Genomic DNA, 18,048 nt, shown 5'->3' on the forward strand with positions numbered 1-18,048 from the left:
GCTAAGCCGTGCGGTGGCGCCCCGCGGGTGACATCATCCCGTCGTGGACACTGACAAGCCGCAGATCGCCTACCCCTCTCCCGGTTCGCGGCCCCGCCGCCGCGAACAGGAGCCGCTGGCTCCTCATGTGATCGTGCTGTTCGGTGCAACCGGAGATCTGGCCAAACGCAAGCTGCTTCCGGGGATGGCCTACCTGGTGAAGTCGGCGCTGGCGCCGGCCATCCAGGTGGTCGGCACCTCGCTGGAGGATCTCACCGTCGAAGAGTTCCGGGCGATCGCCCGCGAGGCCATCGACGACTTCGGTAGCCACAAGCTCAGCGACGCGGAGTGGGCGGAGTTCGCCAGCCGGGTCACCTACGTTCCGCAGAGCGCCGGGCCGCAAGCCCTCGCCGCAGCGGTGGCCACCGCCGAGGAGGCGCTCGGCGCCGGGGTGCGCCGACTGCACTACCTGTCGGTGCCGCCCAAGGCCGCGCAGGCGGTGATCACGATGCTCAAGGAGGCCGACCTGGTGGCCCGCTCGCGGGTGGTCATGGAGAAGCCGTTCGGCACCGACCTGGCCAGCGCGATCCAACTCAACGACTTCGTGCACAAGACGTTCCGCGAATCGCAGATCTTCCGCATCGACCACTTCCTGGGCAAGGAGGCCGCGCAGAACATCCTGGCGTTCCGGTTCGCCAACGGGTTGTTCGAGCCGATCTGGAACCGCAACTTCATCGACCACATCCAGATCGACATCCCCGAGAAGCTGGGCCTGGACAACCGGGCCAACTTCTACGAGAGCACCGGCGCCTACAAGGACATGGTGGTCACCCATCTGTTCCAGGTGATGGCCTTCGTGGTGATGGAACCGCCCACCGCGCTCGAGCCCCGGGCGATCAGCGAGGAGAAGAACAAGGTCTTCCGCTCCATGCTGCCCATCGACACCGCGAACGTGGTCCGCGGCCAGTACACCGGGTACCGCGACGAGGAGGGTGTGGCGCGGGATTCCGACACCGAGACGTTCATCGCGCTCAAGGTCGGGATCGACAACTGGCGGTGGGCCGGGGTGCCGATCTATCTGCGCACCGGCAAGCGAATGGCCGAGGGCCAGCGGATCATCTCGATCGCCTTCAAAGAGGCACCGCGCACCATGTTCCCGCCGGGCTCCGGTGTCGGCTCGCAGGGCCCGGACCACCTGACCTTCGACCTGGCCGACGCCTCGAAGGTGTCGTTGTCGTTCTACGGCAAGCGCCCCGGCCCGGGGATGAAGCTGGAGAAGCTGTCCATGCAGTTCTCCACCCAGGAGACCGACTACTCCGACGACGTTCTCGAGGCCTACGAGCGATTGATCCTCGACGCCATGCGCGGCGACCACACCCTGTTCACCACCGCCGAGGGCATCGAATCGCTGTGGGAGCGTTCAGCGGACCTGCTGGAGGACCCGCCGGCGGTGAAGATGTACGCCCAGGACACCTGGGGCCCCAACGCCATTCACCAGCTGATCGCCCCGAACAGCTGGCGGTTGCCGTTCGAGCGGGTGTGGCGGGAGAAGAAGTAGGCTTCGGTATGGCCGGCAGCGACGCACACTATTTCCGCCCCGCCGAGGGCACCGGTCTACCGCACAATCCGTTCAATGCCATCGTGGGGCCACGCCCGATCGGCTGGATCTCCACCCAGGCCTCCGACGGAACGAGGAACCTGGCTCCGTACAGCTTCTTCAACGGCTTCAACTACTACCCGCCGATCGTCGGGTTCTCCTCCGTCGGATGGAAGGACAGCGTCGCCAACATCGAGGCCACCGGTGACTTCGTCTGGAATCTCGCCACCCGCGACCTCGCGGATCAGATGAACCAGACCTCCGCATCGGTGCCGGCCGACGTCGACGAGTTCGGCGTCGCCGGGTTGACCGCGATTGCGGCGTCGCTGGTGAGTTCACCGATGGTGCTCGAAAGCCCGGTGAACTTCGAATGCAAACTGTCCCAACTGATCCGGCTCACCTCGGCTGCCGGCGATGCGTTGGACACCTGGATGGTTCTTGGCGAGGTGGTGGCGGTGCACATCGATCGTGACCACCTCGTCGACGGGATCTACAACACGGCGGGACCGCGCCCCATCCTGCGGGCCGGCGGGCCGGCCGGCTATTTCGAGATCGGCCCGGACGCCGGGTTCCTGATGCCGCGACCGGACTGAGCAGTGTGGACTCCGGGAGTGCACCCGGCTTGTCGTTCTTATTGAAAATGATTATCGTTATGTCTATGACTCAGGCGATGCCGACCCAGCCCCCCGTCACCGTGCTGTCCGGATTCCTGGGCGCAGGCAAGACCACGCTGCTCAACCACATCCTGGCCAACCGGGAAGGCCGCAGGGTCGCCGTCATCGTCAATGACATGAGCGAGGTCAACATCGACGCCGCCCTGGTGGCCGGACAGGGACACCTCGATCGCACCGAGGAGAAGCTCGTCGAACTCACCAACGGCTGCATCTGCTGCACCCTGCGCGAAGACCTGATCACCTCGGTGCGAGAGTTGGCTCAGCAGAACAGGTTCGACCAGATCGTCATCGAGTCGACCGGGATCTCCGAGCCCATGCCGGTGGCCGCGACCTTCAGCTGGGAATTCGAGGACGGCTTCCGGCTCGACCAGGTGGCCCGCCTCGACACACTCGTCACTGTGGTCGACGCCTCGACGTTCCTCACCGAGATCGCCCGCGGGGAGGCGCTGGCCGCCCGCGAGATGTCCGCCGGCGAGGGTGACGCCCGCAGCATCGCCGACCTGCTGGTGGATCAGGTCGAGTTCGCCGATGTCATTCTGATCAACAAGACCGACCTGGTACCCGAGCAGACTTGCGGGGCGGTCGAGGCGATGGTCCGCCGGATGAATCCCTCGGCCACCATCGCGCGCACCGACCACGGCATCGTCCCCCTGTCGATGGTGCTCGATACCGGCCGGTTCGACCCGGTCACGGCCGCCAACGCGCCGGGCTGGGAGGAGGAGCTCGCCGACGGCCACACCCCCGAGACCGAGGAGTACGGCATCAGCAGCACCACGTTCCGCGCCGAGCGGCCGTTTCATCCCCAGCGGCTCGGTGACGCGCTCGGCCAGCTTCGAAGGGTGTTGCGCAGCAAGGGTTTCTGCTGGATCGCCAGCAGGCCGTCGATCGCCGCGATCTGGTCTCAGGCCGGCCCGAACCTGGTGATCGAGCCCGCGCAGTACTGGTCGGCCACCGAGATCGAGCCCGGCCAGGAGATCGTGTTCATCGGCGCCCGCCTCGATCACGCGCAGGTGCACGACCTGCTGCGCGCAGCATTGCTCACCGATGCCGAACTCGCCGCGGGTCAGGCCGCGTGGATCCGCTATCCCGATCCGCTGCCCGAATGGGGCATCACCCACAGCCACCCGTGACCGATGCAGTGTCCGCCGATCGATGAAATGAGCTGTGGGACAGTTTCATTGACTGTTCCACTGATCGACGACGTGATCCAGGTGGGCATCCACGGGCCGACTGACACCACCACCATCGTGGTGACGAGGACACCCCGCACGCTGATCGTGCACCGGCAGGACTGGAAGCCCCTGCGCGTACAGATCCTGCACGACGAGCCACCCACCCACCGCGAGGTGTTCGGCAGGTCGATACGCCGTTTGGTGGTCTGCCGAGTCGGCGGTGAGGGCAGCGGGTTGTGGCGCTGCGATGCCCCGCACGCGTGCGTCCACGATCACGAGGTCAACCAATTCGTCCACACCGTCGCGTCGTTCGCCCGGGCCAAGCAGCTGCGCGGGGCGCGGGTGTGAATCACCGCGCGGATCTGGCAGCATTTCGCCGGTGACGCGTTCGTCCTATCCCGAGGTGCTTGCCGCGCTATCGCTTCGCCGGGTGGACGACATGTCCTTCGTCGGCGACCAACTTCGGGCACCGGACAACCACGTCCTCGGTGGACACGTCGCGGCACAGGCGCTGATCGCCGCCGCGCACACCGCGCCGGGCCGGGCCGCGCACAGCATGCACGTCTACTTCCTGCGAGCCGGTGATGCGCGCCGTCCGGCGGACTTCGACGTCGTCACCCTGCAGGAGGGCCGCACGTTCTCGGCGCGCCGGGTCACCGCCCGCCAGGACGGCCGGGTGCTGCTGGAGGCGATGGTGTCGTTCAAGGTCAGCAGCGGGACCGGCGACGGTGTCGAGTACCAGCCACCGATGCCGGCGGTGCCCGCCCCCGACGACGTCCCGTTGGCGCCCCGCACTATCACCGCTGCCTACGAGGGTGACTGGCTGAGCTTGAAGTGGTTCGACCGCTTGGTCATCGACGCCGAGGACACCACCCCTGCCTGGTCGAAGATCTGGTGGCGCCCACGCGGAGAGGTACCCGAGGATCCGGCCGTGGTCGCCGCACTGGTGGTCTACCTGTCTGCCGCAACATTGGCCGGGATGGTCACCATGTCGCGCGGGTTGCGGGGCGAGTCGGCGCAGCGCGGCTATTCGGTGACTTTCCATCGCCCCGCGGATCTGCGTGACTGGGTGCTTTACGACAAATGCACACCCAGCGGTACCGATTCGCTGGCCCTGGCCAGCGGGCGGATGTTCAACCGCGACGGTGTTCTGGTGTGCACGGTTGCACAGGAGATGTACTTCCCGCCCGCCGAGAGCCGGCAATGAGCGGATGGATCGTCAGCCACATCCCGCCGGGGCTTCTCCTGGTCGGATTGATCGTGATGATCGCCGGTGGCGCGATGCTGCTGGTCGCCGTGGTGCGGCGACGGTTCCCCGTCCTGACCGGTGACGAACACAATGACGTCACCAAGTTCACCTACGGGTTCATCGGCTTCATCTACGCCTTCTTCATCGGGTTCGTGGTCTCCTCGATGTGGGGTCAGACCAACAGTGCCGACGCCAATGCCCGCGCCGAGGGCGCGGCCGCCGTCGAAATGGCAAGAAACCTCGATGCATTCACCAAGACCGACGCCGACCGCATCCGAGCCAGCCTGCTGCGCTACGAACAGGCGGCCATCGCCGAGTGGGACCAGGGCACCGGCGTGCGGTCACCGGAGACCGAGGCGGCCCTGACCCAGCTGAGCGCCGCCTACCGGCAGGTCGACGCAACCAACGACGTCCAGAAGAGCGCGCTGTCGACGTCCATGACCAAGTTCGATGACATCAGCCAGGCGCGCACCGTGCGCCTGCTGACCGCGCGTGACGACACCGGACCGCCGTGGCCTTTGTGGGCGGTCATCTTCCTGACCAGCACCATGGTGGTGGGCACCGTGGTGATCTACGGCGTGGAGAAGCCCGGGATGCACTACCCGATGGTCGCGATCGTGGGGCTGATCGTCGCGGCCAATCTGTTCCTCATCCTCGAGCTGTCGCATCCGTTCCTGGGCGGCATCGCGACGACGTCGGATCCCCTGCACGAGGCCGTGTCGATCCTCCAAAACTAATTTGACGGTGATGTTTAACGGTGCGTTTTTGCGGGAACGTCACCTTCGCTGAGGTTGCGCTCAACGTAGGTTGTCGCAGCGTGCCAACGCCCACCCAGCTCGTTGACAGGCCGTCCGCAGCTATGAAGCTAGCGAGTTTAACGAATTTCGCGAAACCGACCACTAGTCGACTTACTTCACAGTAACCTTACGCATCGGTAAGTTTCCGACAAGGTTAGGGGAGCACTGTGCAGGCATTTCTACGGTCCAGGGTCACTGAGGGAGCGGCGCTGCTGACGGCAGGAGCGATCGCCCTGTCGCCGGTGGTGGTGACTCCGGTTGCCGACCACCTACCGGCATTGAACATGTCGAGTGTGGCGACCACGCTGACGTCCTCCAGTAACCCCATCGCCGTGTGGGTTGACGTCCTGAACACGACATTCAACAACATCGCGGCGCTCGGCCAGCAGGTCCAGAGCGACCCGAGCCCGATCCTGGATCAATTCGTCAAGAACCAGCTGGCGAACGTGCAAACCATCGAGACGGCCCTGTCGCAGGCCGGTGGCGGCCTGGTCGCAGGCGTCACCGCGATTCCGCAGGCCTTGTTCCAGGCCGGCCAGCAGCTGGCCGCCGGCCAGATCAGCGCCGCCACAAGCACCCTGTTCCAGGCCGGATTGAGCCTGGTTCTGGCTCCGGTGATCAGTCTGCTCCCGGTGTTCAACATTCCCGGGCAAATCGCGAAGAACTTCGCCAACGTGCTCAATGCACTGCCGAACGTTCTGCTTCCGGTCGGGCTGGCGGCCATCTCGCCGATTGCTGGCGTGGTCGGAGCGATCGGCGATACCGGGCAGGCCGTCTTCGACGCGTTGAAGGCCGGGGACATCCCCGCCGCCGTCGGCGCGATCGTAAACGCGCCGGCCGTCATCACCAACGCCTTCCTCAACGGCTACGAGCCGCAATCCACCGTCGGGATCCTGACTGTCGGAAAGGATTTCTCCGCAGGCCTGATCAGCGCTCTGCTGGGGGCGCGCGACACCATCGCCCAGGCGTTGGGCGCACCGGTTCCCCCCGCAGCCCCGGCACGGGCGCTGGCCGCCACCGCGGCTCCGGTGGCGCAAGCCCCGGTCTCCGAGGCGCCGTCGGTTTCGGCTCCGTCGGCACCCGCCGAGACCGAGGCCGCCGACACCCCGGCGGTGTCCAGTGGCGCAGTGAAGACCCGCACGGCGACCACGGATCCGGCCAAGAGCACCACGGACTCCACCACGGAGGGCACGACGGAGACCGGGACGTCCACACCGGCGACCGACAAGAGCGTTGCCGGCGTGGCACGTTCGCGCACCGAGTCGCACTCCAGCACGGCGGGCCAGTCGTCGTCGGACAAGGGCACGCACAGCCGCGCTTCCGGCGGCAGCGCCCGCAGCGGTGGCGGCAGCGAGTAGTTCATCACAACGCAGCGGGTGGGGCCCCAGTCGGGGTCCCACCCGTTGTGCTGTCCGGCCTCGGCGTTACGACGCGAGCGTATTGCCTTCTCGCACAGCCGGTTCGACCCCGATCCGCGGGCGTAGACCGTAGTCGTCCGGGCGCAGGGTCAGGTCGGCGTAATTGGCCGGATCATCCTCGGTTCCCAGGGTGAGTTCGACGGCCGTCTTGGCCTGAAAGAGAGCGATGACCGCCTGCTGGTGCTGCTCGGTTCCGAACGACGTCAGCGCGGTGGTGAGCTTGCGGTCGACGTAGTGCACCGAGCGCATCAGGTCCGACTCGGACGGCTCGCTGGCCCGCGGCTGCGGACTGGCCGTGCCGAGCCCGCTGTACCAGCGGTAGCCGAGGGCGCCCAGGGTCGCCGCGCAGACCGGGATGACGACGACGGTGCACACCAGTCCGGCGGTAGAGGACAACGAGATGGCACCGACGATGCCGAGCCCCATCAGGATGGCGGCGCCGAAGAACAGTTGCAGTGCAGGCGGGATCGCCTCCACCGCGCGCACGGTCCGGCGCAGGATGCGGCCCGTTGTCCGGCCGACTCCCGCGACGAACCGGCCGACGGCGGAGATGGACGTGAGCGCTGCGCGTCCGATCCGATCGGCCTGGTCGCGGCTGACCGGCGACTTCGGCATCGACCAGGTGCGCTGCCGGGTGGGTTCGGCAGCGGACGGCGGGGCGGCCTGCTCGGCGGGCTTGTCGGAAACCGGCTCGGAGTTCGTCACACTGGCATCAGCAGTCACGTTCGTATCATCGCCTCATCGGTACGGATCGCCGACCTGCCGCGCCGAGCCTGCGCGGATTAACCGGATGCGGCGGCGGCAGCGATATCGGTAGCGCTGATCCCCGACAGGTCGGGCACATTCTGCATGAGTTCGATCCGGGTGCCGTCGGGATCGGTCAGATAGATGAACCGGCCAGAAGTCGGATCGACGACGTCACCGAGCACCGTGCGCGTCGACTCCAGGAACGTCCCACCCGCGGCGAGGATGGCCTCGGTCAGGCCGTCGACGTCCTCGACACGGAAGGACAGATGGGTGAGGCCGCGTTCGGTCATGGGCTTGCGCTCCCCGGATCCGGTGGTGGCGACATCCACCCATTGCAGCAGTTCGATCCGGATGTCGTCGCGCAGCAGCATCGCGGAGCGAAACTTTCCCTCCTGCTCCATGGTGGCGGCGACCTCGTTGTTCTCGAAGTCGAGTCGGTAGAGAACCACGAAGCCGAATACCTCGGTATAGAAGCACACCGACCGGTCGAGATCGCTCACGCAAACGCCGATATGGGAGAAGCCCTGGATCATTCCCGGAGTGTGACAGAGCACCATGGGCAGCCGGGCGCAAGTACCGATGGGTGGGAGCGCGTAACTGTGACGCCTCGCGGCCGACGGTTGCCAAGAGAGGCGATGCCGCCGAGGATGTTCGTGCGGCAAGAAGTGCCGCTGCACCACCTTGGGGGAGGCGTGTCGATGAACGGACGCCGCGCTCCCCTGCCGGAGGTCGTGGCCCGGACTCGGCGGGCCGCCGCCGTCATCGCCCTCGCCATCGCAGCCCTCGGCTGGGTGGGCTGGACGACCGGGATCGAGTACCTGACGCGGGTCGACCCGGACTGGCCGCCCATTACTCCGTGGACCTGTCTGCTGCTGTCGGTGCTGACGGCCGCGATCCTGCTGCAGTCTGGTCGGCCCGGCCGGGTCCGCGTCTGGATCGCCCGCGGTGCAGCCGCCGCGGTGGGCGTCGCCTATCTCGTGTTTCTGGTGCAGAACGTGACGGGCCGGTCATGGGGCATCGACCAGGTGTGGTTCACCGAGACCCTGCGGCCGCTGGACATGCCATCGCCCGGGCGCCCCAGCTGGCAGGCCGCCGTGTCGGTACTGCCGCTGGCCACGGCTGCCGGCCTGATTCGACTTGACCGGCAATGGGTTTCGGCCGTGTGGGCAGCGTGCATCCTCGGTAGTGCCGTCATCCCGGTGGTGTCGATCGTTGCCTACCTGTTCGACGCGACAGCGCTGGTCTACGACGGCCCTTCGACCGGAATGGCGATGTTGACGGCGGTGGGCGCGCTCGCGCTCGTGGTCACGCTGTCGGCTGTGCGCCCGGACCGGCCTCCGCTGGCGTGGCTGCTCGAACGCCATGACCGCGCGGCGCTGGTGCGGCTCTACGGTCTGGCGATCGGGTTTCCGATCACCATGGCGCTGCTGCGGCTGATCTTCTTGGCCCTGGGCTGCGACGAGCGCTCGGCCTTCGCCCTCTCGGTGCTGCTGTGCACGATCATCACCATGGTCGTCGGGTTCCGGCTGCGCCGCGGCGAGCAGGATCCACTGATCAGGAGTGAGCAGCTGGCACAGGAGCGCGCCGAGGCCGAGAAGCGCTACCGGATCCTGGCCGACAACGCCGTCGACGTCATCGTGCATCTGCGGGCTGGTGCGGTCGAATGGGTGTCCCCGTCAGTGCACGCCGCGCTGGGATACCGGGAGGACGACTGGGTCGGGCTGGATCTGCGGAGCCAGATTCATCCCGACGACCTCGCGGAGGTCGTGGCGGTGGTACGGGAGGTCGCTCAAGGCAATGCCGCCGCGCAGCGGCTGCGATTCCGCACCGCCGACGGCGACTACCGCTGGGTCGACGCTCACGCCAAGCCCTACGTCGACGCCGACGGGGGGACCGACGGCGTGATCGCGTCCCTTCGGATCGTGGACGACCGCGTCAAGGTGGAGCAGCAGCTGGAGCGCCTGGCCCGGTTCGACGCCCTCACCGGTCTGGCCACTCGCGGTGAGGCGATCAACCAACTGGCGGCGGCATTGCGGCATCCCCCGGCTGTCGAAACGCACCTGGGCGTGCTGTTCTGCGACGTCGACCGCTTCAAGAGCATCAACGACACGTGGGGACACGGCGTCGGCGACACCGTGTTGTCGACGTTGGCGGCACGGATCCGCCATTGTGTGCGCCACGGTGACACCGTCGGGCGTACGGGCGGTGACGAAATCCTCGTGGTGCTGCCCGGGCTCAGCGGTCTCGATCAGCTGCTGGAGATCAGTGAGACGATTCGCGCACAAGCCGCCGAGCCGATCGCGGAGAATGGCGAGACAATCCGCGCCACGCTGAGTATCGGTGCCACCCTTGCCATTCCGGGTGAAACAGTCACGGCGGTAATGGCGCGGGCCGATGCCGCGATGTATCAGGCCAAGGCCGGTGACCGCAACACCGTAGTGCTGATGGAACCCGAGGAAAGCTTCTGAGCCGGTCCTGACCCGACGGATGGCCACCTGCGTCACGCCGTTGCGCCCGATGCGTGGCGTAAGTGGCCAATCGTCGTGCGGCTTCGTGGTTTCCCGCGACGCGAAGGTGGGAAGTCCCGTTCGGTAGCACGCCGTTTCGCGAGGAGGCGATCATGGCCGCACCGACGGGGGCCGATCAGGCGATCCGCAGTCTGATCCCGGCACGGATCGACCGGCTGCCGTGGTCGTCCTTCCACACCCGGATGGTCATGGCGTTGGGTGTCGCCTGGATCCTCGACGGCCTGGAGATCACCATTGCCAGCGCCGTGGCCGACACGTTGAGCCAGCCCGAGACGCTCGCCCTGTCGTCGGCAGCGGTGGGCTTCCTGGCCACCGTCTATCTGGCCGGTGAGGTGGTCGGGGCGCTGTTCTTCGGTCGCCTGTCGGACAAGCTCGGGCGGCGCAACCTGTTCATGGTGACCCTCGGCGTGTACCTGCTGGGCAGCGCTTTGACCGCGCTCACACTGGGTAACGGCGCCGGCTGGTTGGTGTTCCTCTACGTCACCCGCTTCATCGCCGGAATGGGTATCGGTGGCGAGTACGCCGCCATCAACTCGGCGATCGACGAGTTGATCCCGGCCCGCTACCGCGGCCGGGTGGACATCGCGGTGAACGGAACCTATTGGGCCGGAGCGATACTCGGCACCTTGGGAACATTCGTGTTCCTCAAGTCGATGGACCTGTCCATCGGGTGGCGGCTGGCCTTCCTGATCGGACCGGTGCTCGGCGTGGTGATCCTGGTGGTGCGACGGCATCTGCCGGAGAGTCCACGCTGGCAGGTGATGAACGGGCAGGAAGCGGCGGCCGAGGAGTCGATCTCCTACATCGAGCGCGAGGTGAAGGCTACCGGCGCAACGCTTCCCAGCGTCGATGAGAGCAAAGCCATCGAGCTCAAGCCCACCGAGAAGGTCGGCTACCTGGCCCTGACCCGAGTTCTGTTCCGCGAGTATCCGAGTCGGTCGATCCTGGGTGCCTCGCTGATGATCAGCCAGTCGTTCCTCTACAACGCGATCTTCTTCACTTACACCCTGGTGCTGGGCAAGTTCTACGGTGTCTCCTCGGAGTCGGCACCGCTGTATCTGATCGCCTTCGCCGTCGGCAATCTCGCCGGCCCACTGACCATCGGACACCTCTTCGACACCATCGGTCGCCGGAAGATGATCGCGGGCACCTACGTGCTGTCCGGCCTGCTGCTGGCGCTCAGCGCCGTGGCGTTCAACGCGGGCCTGCTCACTGCCCTGACGCAGACCATCGCATGGTGCGTCATTTTCTATGTCGCCTCGGCCGGCGCCAGTTCGGCCTACCTGACCGTGAGCGAGATCTTCCCACTGGAGGTTCGCGCGAAAGCGATCGCCGTCTTCTTCGCGATCGCACAGTGTTTCGGCGCCCTGGGTCCGGTGATCTATGGGGCGCTGATCGGTGACGGATCGCAGCCGGTCCGGCTGTTCCTGGGCTATCTGCTGGGGGCCGCGGTCATGGTTGCCGGCGGGCTGGTGGCCTTGTTCCTCGCTGTCGACGCGGAAGGAAAGTCCCTGGAAGACATCGCCACCCCGCTCGCGGCGGCCGGACCCGCGAAGCGCCGCGGCTCGGTACGCGCTGAGGGTGCTCAGCTGCCACGCTCACCGTGACGGCGGTTTTCCAGCGACCCATCCTGGGCATGAACACACGCATGGACAAGCTGGCCCGGGTTCGGGACGCTACCAGATGCGGATCCAGTCGACGAGCATCGAGATGGGGAACGTGGTCAGTGCCGGGTCTCCCCCACCGGGGCCGCCGATGGCGAGGTTGAACATCGGCGCCAGCCAGTAGCCCGGATTGTTGAACGGCCACCGCAGATCGGTGGGGTTGCCGTGCACCGGAATCGGCTTGGGCGGTACCGAGAAGTACGGGGCCGCGCCATCGGTGTAGTCTCGCCAGAACTTGAATCCGTCTGCGTCCCAACGCATCCGCCAGGTGTGCCAGGCACCGTCGATCAAACCGGCGATCGACTTGCTCTCCCAGGTCTTGCCGTTGGACGCGGCGTGCACCGTGGTGCCCGGGGGCCAGCTCATGTTGCCGTAGTACTCCATGACATCGACTTCGCCGTCGGGCAGCGGGTCTTCGTTGACCGCCCAGTAGGCCGGCCAGGCCCCGGCGGCGATGCAGTCGAGCTTGACCCGGGCCTCCCAGGTGTGGCCCATGGGGACGCGCCAGTTCCCGCGCACCTTGCCGCTGTAGTAGGTGTCGTTGTCCTTGGTCGCGCGGATCACCAGGTTCGAGTTGCCGTCGACGAAGACGTTCTGACGGTCGTCGCGATACTGGCTGGCGACCGGCGGCCAGACATCGTCCTGCCAGTTCTGGACCGTCCAGTTGGCCGGATTGGGGGCCGAGCCGGCCGGACCGTCGAACTCGTCGACGTAGAGGTAGCCACCCGGTGGGGCTTTGGGTAGCGGCGACGGGCTCGCCTGCGCGCTCGGCAGCGGGACGGCGGCGGCCAGCAGGCCCAGCCCCGACATCAACAGCATGTTTCGGCGATCCAACTCAGGCACGGCTAAACCATAAGGTGACTGCGCGTTCCCGGAGCGTCAACGCACCAAATCGCCTCGCTTCGCCGCGCCCTCAGGGCATCGGCATCGGCGATCCCCATCCGGGTTCGAGCACCGTCATCGGGGCTGCGCCGGGCGGAATCGTGAAGTTGTCGATCAGGCGAACGTCCTCGGTACCCAGGTTCACCGCGGTCATCGGGACGTCGGGGGGCATGTAATAGCAACTGCCCGCGGGGAACACCGTCGGCGGCTGTCCCTCGACGTAATCGGTGATGGCGCCGGTCAAGACGCAGGTGTAGCCGCCATAGGCGTGGACGTGGATGACGGCCCGGGTTCCGGCCTTGCGGGTTCCCTGGACGACGAGCAGTCGATCACCATCGGCGGTGATGGTGTCCAGCATCGTCGTCACGTCGTCGAGGGGCTGCAGGACGCCGGGCGGCGTGGTGCCGTTGATGGTGGTCACCGGGTCGGCTGCAGCGCGCCCCGGCCATATCAGTGCCAGTATGCAGAGACCGGTGAGCAGCAGCGTCAGCCACTCGCGGTTACCTCGTGCTGGACTCAAGCGGACCACGAGCGGCCGACCAGCTCCGGGTGGAAGGTGGCGGCCATCGCACGCATGCCGTCGCGCCAGTCGACGGTGGTGTGACCGATGAGTTCGTGCATCTTGGTGACGTCCAACGGATTCCCGCGCAGGGTCTGGTCGGTCTCGGCGAAGACCGGCTGCTTGCCGACGAGTTCGCCGAGATAGGTGCACCACTGCTGGATGCTGATGAACTGGTCGCCGCCCCAGTTGACGGTGGTGACCGGAACAGACGCCACCGCAAGCAGTTTCGGGATCATCGCGATGATGTCGTCTTCGTGGATGGGGTTGTAAACGGCGGGTCCGCCGGGTGGGACGGGAATCGGCATGTCGGCCAGCATCATGTCGAGGTGGAACAGTGGCCAGCCGCCATTGTTGCCGTAGGGCACGTTGAGGCGGGCGATGGTGGCCGGCAGGTCCAGGACGCGCGCCATGGTGGCCACGACGACTTCCCCGGCGATCTTGGAGATGGAATAGGTGGGCAGCAGGGGCTTGTGGTTGTCGCCGTGCACCGTGCGTTCGGTCCGGGGTTCGTCATCCGGCGGGTCGTAGACGGCTCCGGAGGAGCAGTGCAGAAACGCCGTGGCCTCGCGGCAGTGAGCCATGAGAAGGCCGGCCGATTCCGCGTTGGCGGCGAGGTCCTTGTCCCAGCGGCCGCTCTTGGCGACGGCCAGGTTCAGGACATAGTCGAAGTCGGTCGGTAGGCCGGTGAAGTCCCCGGCGGCCATGTTGACGGCGTGAGTGCGCACGCCGCCCTTCTCGAGTCGCTCGCGGGCGGCCTGATCGGTGAAGCGGGCAGCGCCCCACACCTCGTTGTCGGCAGCCAGGGCCAGGGCGACCGGGACCGCGACCTGGCCGCTGGCACCGGTGATCAGAATCTTGGATCCACGCATCGGCTGATGGTAGGCGGGCGAGGCGTTGGCGACGGCGGATTGTCCCGCTACCAGGCCGAGCTGCAGTACATCCGGTTTCAACTATCGCCCGGCGGGTATGTGAGCGAAACTTGAACGAGTCATGAACTCCGGGGAAACGAGCGTCGCGAGGTCGCTCGATCCTTTCGGGATCGCGCCCGGAGTCCACAAGACGCCCAACAGCGCCAGGAACGGAGCCACCAGTTTGTACGCCCGGATATGTTCACTACTGTCTGCCACTGTTCTGGGTGCGGCACTGGTATTCGCCTCCGACGCCTCGGCTGATGCCATCCCCGGCGCCGAGGCCGCCATCGCCAGGGGCGAAAGTGTGCTCGGCTCAGACATGTTCGGCCCGTACGGATGCGAAGCCTTCGTGGCCTACGCGTACGGCGTGCCGCAGGCCCAGTACGGCTGGGACGGCGCGGCCGAGACCATGTACCAGACGCTACTTCGCCAAGGCGAGCTACACACCGACATGAATGCCCCTCGGGGCGCACTGGTGTTCAGCAAGAGCCCCTACGGCGCCCACATCGACATTGCCCTCGGCGACGGGACCTATCTTTCCGGCGGTGTCCAAGGACTCAAGCGAGGCTACGGCAACGGGCACAACATCCAGATCATCCCGAGTCCCCATGTCGGATATGGCTGGACGTATCGCGGCTGGAGTCTGGGCTACCCCGCGGTGTGAGCCTCAGATGGTGGTGTAGCCGATCGCATCGAGCACTTCGACGTCGACGGCGGTCAGCGAGTTGGAGCCCGGGTTCTCGTAGGCGTCGTACGGGTCGGTGTAGGTCAGGCTGGTGGTCGCCCAGTCGCCGTAGTCCGATGAGTTGCTGTAGTCGGCCAGCACGGTGGCGCCGCCGTCGACCGAGAAATACTGGGGGCGCGCCGAGGGTGCCACCGAACCGTCGCACACCAGCACGCCGGGAGCCGAGTACCGGGTGAGGTCCAGTGGGGTGATGTCATAGCCGTTGGCGGCCGATCCCCAGCCGGAGTTGCGGCCCATTGCGTGGGTCAGTTCGTGCAGCGCGGCGGCAACCAGCTCGCTGCTGGGCCAGTCGGTCGAGAAGCCCACTTCGCCGTCGAGTTGGGTGCTGTTCGCGGGGTCGACGCCGAAGGCTTTGAGTTGAGCTCCCGATACGTCATAGCTCAAGGAGCCGAACGGGTTGGTCGCGGGCAGATGAGCGACCACCGACTGCCCGATCGCGGTGGTATCGCAGGCAGTCAGCTGGCTTCGCAGTGCGGCATAGCTCTCCGATTGGTCACCGAATGTCGCTCCCTCGGCCGAGCCGAGACCAATCGGGGTACCACCGATTTCGCCATACCCGACAGCGATATTCAGCGTGATCTTGTTTGTGACCGTCGACTCGAGCATCTGGGCGGCCTGTTCGATGTTCGCCTTGAAGGACGCCGGTGCTCGGGCGACGCTGGAGTCCCAGATGAGATTGATGGTCAGACCTGACGGACCGTTGACTGTCGTGACGGGTGAGCCGGCCTGCGCGGCGACCGGGACGGTAATGGATTCTGAGGTTGCGGCCAGCCCGTCGGATGCGGTGACGGTGAAGGTGTCGGTGGTGGCCAGCCGCAGAGCGACGGTCGGGGTGTAGGTGAAGCCGCCCGTGGCGGTGAGCATGACCGATCCGAGCGCGGGATCGGTGGTAACGCTGTAGGTGAGCGGCTGTCCGGCCGGCTCGGTGAATCCTGTTGTGCCCGTGACGGTCCCGGTGGTGGGATTGGGTGTGCCGACAACCGGTGTTCCCGCGACGGGGGTCAGGCCGGCACTGGTCTCGACGGTGCGCAGCACTACCCACGCGATCGCGCTCAGCGGATTGGTGGGTGCGGTGGGGCCGTTCAACCCGAACACCGAGAGCACACCGGTGACCACATCGAAGAGAGAGTTGGGGGTGGCGGCGGGTCTCGCCGGCAGCGTCGGCCGAATGAGCTCGGCGGAGCTGGGGCCGAAGCCTCCGGTCGCAGTCTTGGGCGTCGATGTCGTAGGGGTTGCCGCCTCGGTGGTGATGGGTACCGAGACAGGGCTGCGGGTGCCGCCGGTGCTGGCGGCCGGGTGCACGGAAGATGCGGTTTGCCCGCCGAGGGCGACGGCGGCTTCCGCTGCTTTCGTTGGCTTGCTCGACCGCTTGGCTGAGTCGCTTCCTGCCGACGACGCGGGCTTGCCGGTGTGGCCCGTCGATCCCGCGCTGTCAGCGTGGGCGACTCCCGTTCCGCTGGCCATGGCGGCGCCCAGCCCCAGGGTGACGGCGCCGGCACCGAGCCAGGCGAAGGGAGTAATCCGGTGGTGGGGCTTGCTGCGGCGAACCTTGCCGGCCGCCGCGCGCGCTTTTGTGGGCCTGATGCCGACCCGATCCCCGCCTGCCACGCCTCATTGTGACCGGGACGCCCCGTCTCAAGCTGGGAGCCAGCTGGCAGGTGGTTGGGGGATGAGGCGAGAGGAACAGTGCCCCCAGTCGGACTCGAACCGACACTTGGCGGATTTTAAGTCCGCTGCCTCTGCCAATTGGGCTATGGGGGCTCTTGCAGTTCAGGGCCCGTATCGGACGACATCTCCCACTGAACCTGCCCTCTCATACCGCAGTGGTACCGCAGTGTTCTGGATCGCCTTGCTGAGGGCATCGGCGACGGCAGTCAGATCGTCACTGAGCAGATGCCCATACCGATCCAGTGTCATCGCCGCGGTGGCGTGCCCAAGCAACCTCTGCACAACCTTGACGTTAGCGCCTGCAGAAATGGCCAGCGACGCGGTGGTATGTCGGAGACCGTGCGGCACCAACCCCTCAATGCCGACCGTCTTGCACGCATTGTCGAACGCCCACCGATATTCACCTGACGGTAGATGCCCTCCCTTACGGCTCGGGAAGACGAGCGCATTGGGATCGTCGGGCAGCTCAGCCAGAAGCCGTTCCCATACTGGATGTGGAATTGGGACGTGACGCGATCGCTTCGTTTTAGTATCGCTCTCGACTATCCCCTGGCCCGCGACAGCAGTTGCTGATGCCCTCACTGTGAGTTCGCGGTCGCCAACATGCCTCCGCCGTAACGCAGCGGCTTCTCCAAATCTCAGCCCGCAGTAGCCGAGCACAAGTGTGAGTGTCTCGAACTTGTCGGTCGCTCGGGCAAGACATAGCAGCTCGAAGTGGGTCAGGTACCGGCGTTCGCGCTCTGCCTGCTGTGGCAAATCTTCGTCCCGCTTGATTTCCAGCGCGACGTTCTTCGCGATCTTTCCCGTTCGCTGCGCATATTTCAGCACTGCTCCCACAAGCTGGTGCGCCTGTGAGATGCGGCTTGCCGACAAGCCCGTTCCACGTTGCGATCCATCGACCGCCAGACTCGCCAACCACGTCGAATATTGCTCGTAATTAATACTTTTGAGCGGTACCCCTCCCCACCGCGGAAGCACCAATGTGTCCAACAACGACCGGTAGCCTGCGAGCGTCTTCGGCTTACGCCGCGCCCCCTGCTTCGTCAGGAACCATTGCTCCGCAACCGAATCAAATGACTCTGAACTCTTGCGCGGATCGATGTACTCACCACGTTGCACATCAGCAGTCAAGCCATTGAGAAAGTTCTGCGCGTCGGGCTTGCGCTCAAAAACCTTCGTGCGCTCATTGCCGGACTCGTCCACCCAGCGCACACGCCATCGCTTGACGTTGCCGTACACCGCCGAACGCTCCTGCCGCATTCTGCCGTCTACACCCTTCACGCGCTTATGCCAGCGGTCGTCGATCCCAGCCCTCTGATGCCTGATCGTCACGGCCGAGACTGTACCGCAGGTATCCGTATAGCAGATCCGACTCGGCTCCCTGCAGTCACTTCGGTCGGTATGAAACGCTCATCGAACGCAATAGCAACCGCCCAGCGCCGATTGCCCGTCCCA

At 66.1% G+C, this 18,048-nt stretch carries 17 protein-coding genes and 1 tRNA gene; 10 read left to right on the forward strand and 8 right to left on the reverse strand.

Annotated elements, in window-relative coordinates:
• The first annotated feature begins 43 nt into the window (after positions 1 to 43).
• The 7 genes from zwf to G6N35_RS13820 all read left to right on the forward strand — a co-directional run bounded on the left by zwf (position 44) and on the right by G6N35_RS13820 (position 6,826).
• Positions 44 to 1,537, forward strand: a complete 1,494-nt coding sequence (gene zwf, locus G6N35_RS13790) for a glucose-6-phosphate dehydrogenase (RefSeq protein ID WP_163804766.1) — start codon at positions 44 to 46, stop codon at positions 1,535 to 1,537.
• A gap of 8 nt (positions 1,538 to 1,545) precedes the next feature.
• On the forward strand, positions 1,546 to 2,169 hold the full coding sequence (locus G6N35_RS13795) for a flavin reductase family protein (protein ID WP_163804767.1): 624 nt from the start codon (positions 1,546 to 1,548) through the stop codon (positions 2,167 to 2,169).
• A gap of 77 nt (positions 2,170 to 2,246) precedes the next feature.
• A complete protein-coding gene (locus G6N35_RS13800; RefSeq protein ID WP_163807665.1) occupies positions 2,247 to 3,380 on the forward strand; it encodes a GTP-binding protein in 1,134 nt (377 codons plus the stop codon).
• A gap of 48 nt (positions 3,381 to 3,428) precedes the next feature.
• The gene (locus G6N35_RS13805) at positions 3,429 to 3,770 is read left to right on the forward strand and encodes a hypothetical protein (protein ID WP_163804768.1); all 342 of its coding nucleotides are present in this window, start codon (positions 3,429 to 3,431) and stop codon (positions 3,768 to 3,770) included.
• A gap of 91 nt (positions 3,771 to 3,861) precedes the next feature.
• Positions 3,862 to 4,629 (forward strand): acyl-CoA thioesterase, encoded by a 768-nt coding sequence (locus G6N35_RS13810; protein ID WP_246224594.1) that lies wholly within the window; start codon positions 3,862 to 3,864, stop codon positions 4,627 to 4,629.
• Positions 4,626 to 5,408 carry a bestrophin-like domain gene (locus G6N35_RS13815; RefSeq protein WP_163804770.1) on the forward strand — a complete coding sequence of 261 codons (783 nt, stop codon included), beginning with the start codon at positions 4,626 to 4,628 and terminating at the stop codon, positions 5,406 to 5,408. Before G6N35_RS13810 ends, G6N35_RS13815 begins: the two co-directional genes overlap by 4 nt.
• 227 nt (positions 5,409 to 5,635) lie before the next feature.
• Positions 5,636 to 6,826: a hypothetical protein gene (locus G6N35_RS13820; protein WP_163804771.1), complete on the forward strand. Its 1,191-nt coding sequence runs from the start codon at positions 5,636 to 5,638 to the stop codon at positions 6,824 to 6,826.
• Positions 6,827 to 6,892: 66 nt separating this feature from the next.
• Here G6N35_RS13820 and G6N35_RS13825 read toward each other — a convergent pair whose 3' ends face one another.
• Positions 6,893 to 7,609 (reverse strand): hypothetical protein, encoded by a 717-nt coding sequence (locus G6N35_RS13825; protein ID WP_246224307.1) that lies wholly within the window; start codon positions 7,607 to 7,609, stop codon positions 6,893 to 6,895.
• A gap of 59 nt (positions 7,610 to 7,668) precedes the next feature.
• Positions 7,669 to 8,166: a VOC family protein gene (locus G6N35_RS13830; protein WP_163804772.1), complete on the reverse strand. Its 498-nt coding sequence runs from the start codon at positions 8,164 to 8,166 to the stop codon at positions 7,669 to 7,671.
• A gap of 165 nt (positions 8,167 to 8,331) precedes the next feature.
• Here G6N35_RS13830 and G6N35_RS13835 point away from each other — a divergent pair, with 165 nt between their 5' ends.
• Entirely contained in the window at positions 8,332 to 10,101 is a 1,770-nt protein-coding gene (locus tag G6N35_RS13835; protein WP_163804773.1) for a diguanylate cyclase domain-containing protein, read from the forward strand.
• A 152-nt stretch (positions 10,102 to 10,253) separates the two neighbouring features.
• Positions 10,254 to 11,768: an MFS transporter gene (locus G6N35_RS13840; protein ID WP_163804774.1), complete on the forward strand. Its 1,515-nt coding sequence runs from the start codon at positions 10,254 to 10,256 to the stop codon at positions 11,766 to 11,768.
• A 69-nt stretch (positions 11,769 to 11,837) separates the two neighbouring features.
• On the opposite strand, the gene G6N35_RS13845 is transcribed toward G6N35_RS13840, so the two are convergent.
• The 3 genes from G6N35_RS13845 to G6N35_RS13855 all read right to left on the reverse strand — a co-directional run bounded on the left by G6N35_RS13845 (position 11,838) and on the right by G6N35_RS13855 (position 14,138).
• Positions 11,838 to 12,659, reverse strand: a complete 822-nt coding sequence (locus G6N35_RS13845) for a glycoside hydrolase family 16 protein (RefSeq protein WP_246224595.1) — start codon at positions 12,657 to 12,659, stop codon at positions 11,838 to 11,840.
• A 79-nt stretch (positions 12,660 to 12,738) separates the two neighbouring features.
• On the reverse strand, positions 12,739 to 13,227 hold the full coding sequence (locus tag G6N35_RS13850) for a cupin domain-containing protein (protein ID WP_163804775.1): 489 nt from the start codon (positions 13,225 to 13,227) through the stop codon (positions 12,739 to 12,741).
• Positions 13,224 to 14,138, reverse strand: a complete 915-nt coding sequence (locus tag G6N35_RS13855) for an NAD-dependent epimerase/dehydratase family protein (RefSeq protein WP_163804776.1) — start codon at positions 14,136 to 14,138, stop codon at positions 13,224 to 13,226. The genes G6N35_RS13850 and G6N35_RS13855 overlap by 4 nt, the downstream gene beginning before the upstream one ends.
• Positions 14,139 to 14,361: 223 nt before the next feature.
• Between G6N35_RS13855 and G6N35_RS13860 the strand changes: the two genes are divergently transcribed.
• Complete coding sequence (locus G6N35_RS13860) at positions 14,362 to 14,844, forward strand: hypothetical protein (RefSeq protein WP_163804777.1); 483 nt, start codon at positions 14,362 to 14,364, stop codon at positions 14,842 to 14,844.
• 3 nt (positions 14,845 to 14,847) lie between these two features.
• Here G6N35_RS13860 and G6N35_RS13865 read toward each other — a convergent pair whose 3' ends face one another.
• From G6N35_RS13865 to G6N35_RS13875, 3 genes are all read right to left on the reverse strand, one after another.
• The gene (locus tag G6N35_RS13865; protein WP_163804778.1) at positions 14,848 to 16,533 is read right to left on the reverse strand and encodes an NF038122 family metalloprotease; all 1,686 of its coding nucleotides are present in this window, start codon (positions 16,531 to 16,533) and stop codon (positions 14,848 to 14,850) included.
• Between the two features lie 79 nt (positions 16,534 to 16,612).
• Positions 16,613 to 16,686: transfer RNA gene (locus tag G6N35_RS13870), tRNA-Leu, on the reverse strand.
• A 9-nt stretch (positions 16,687 to 16,695) separates the two neighbouring features.
• Positions 16,696 to 17,925, reverse strand: coding sequence for a tyrosine-type recombinase/integrase (locus G6N35_RS13875; RefSeq protein WP_163804779.1), 1,230 nt, complete (start codon positions 17,923 to 17,925; stop codon positions 16,696 to 16,698).
• Positions 17,926 to 18,048 lie beyond the last annotated feature (123 nt).

This window comes from Mycolicibacterium anyangense, from assembly GCF_010731855.1.
GTDB classification, from domain to species: domain Bacteria; phylum Actinomycetota; class Actinomycetes; order Mycobacteriales; family Mycobacteriaceae; genus Mycobacterium; species Mycobacterium anyangense.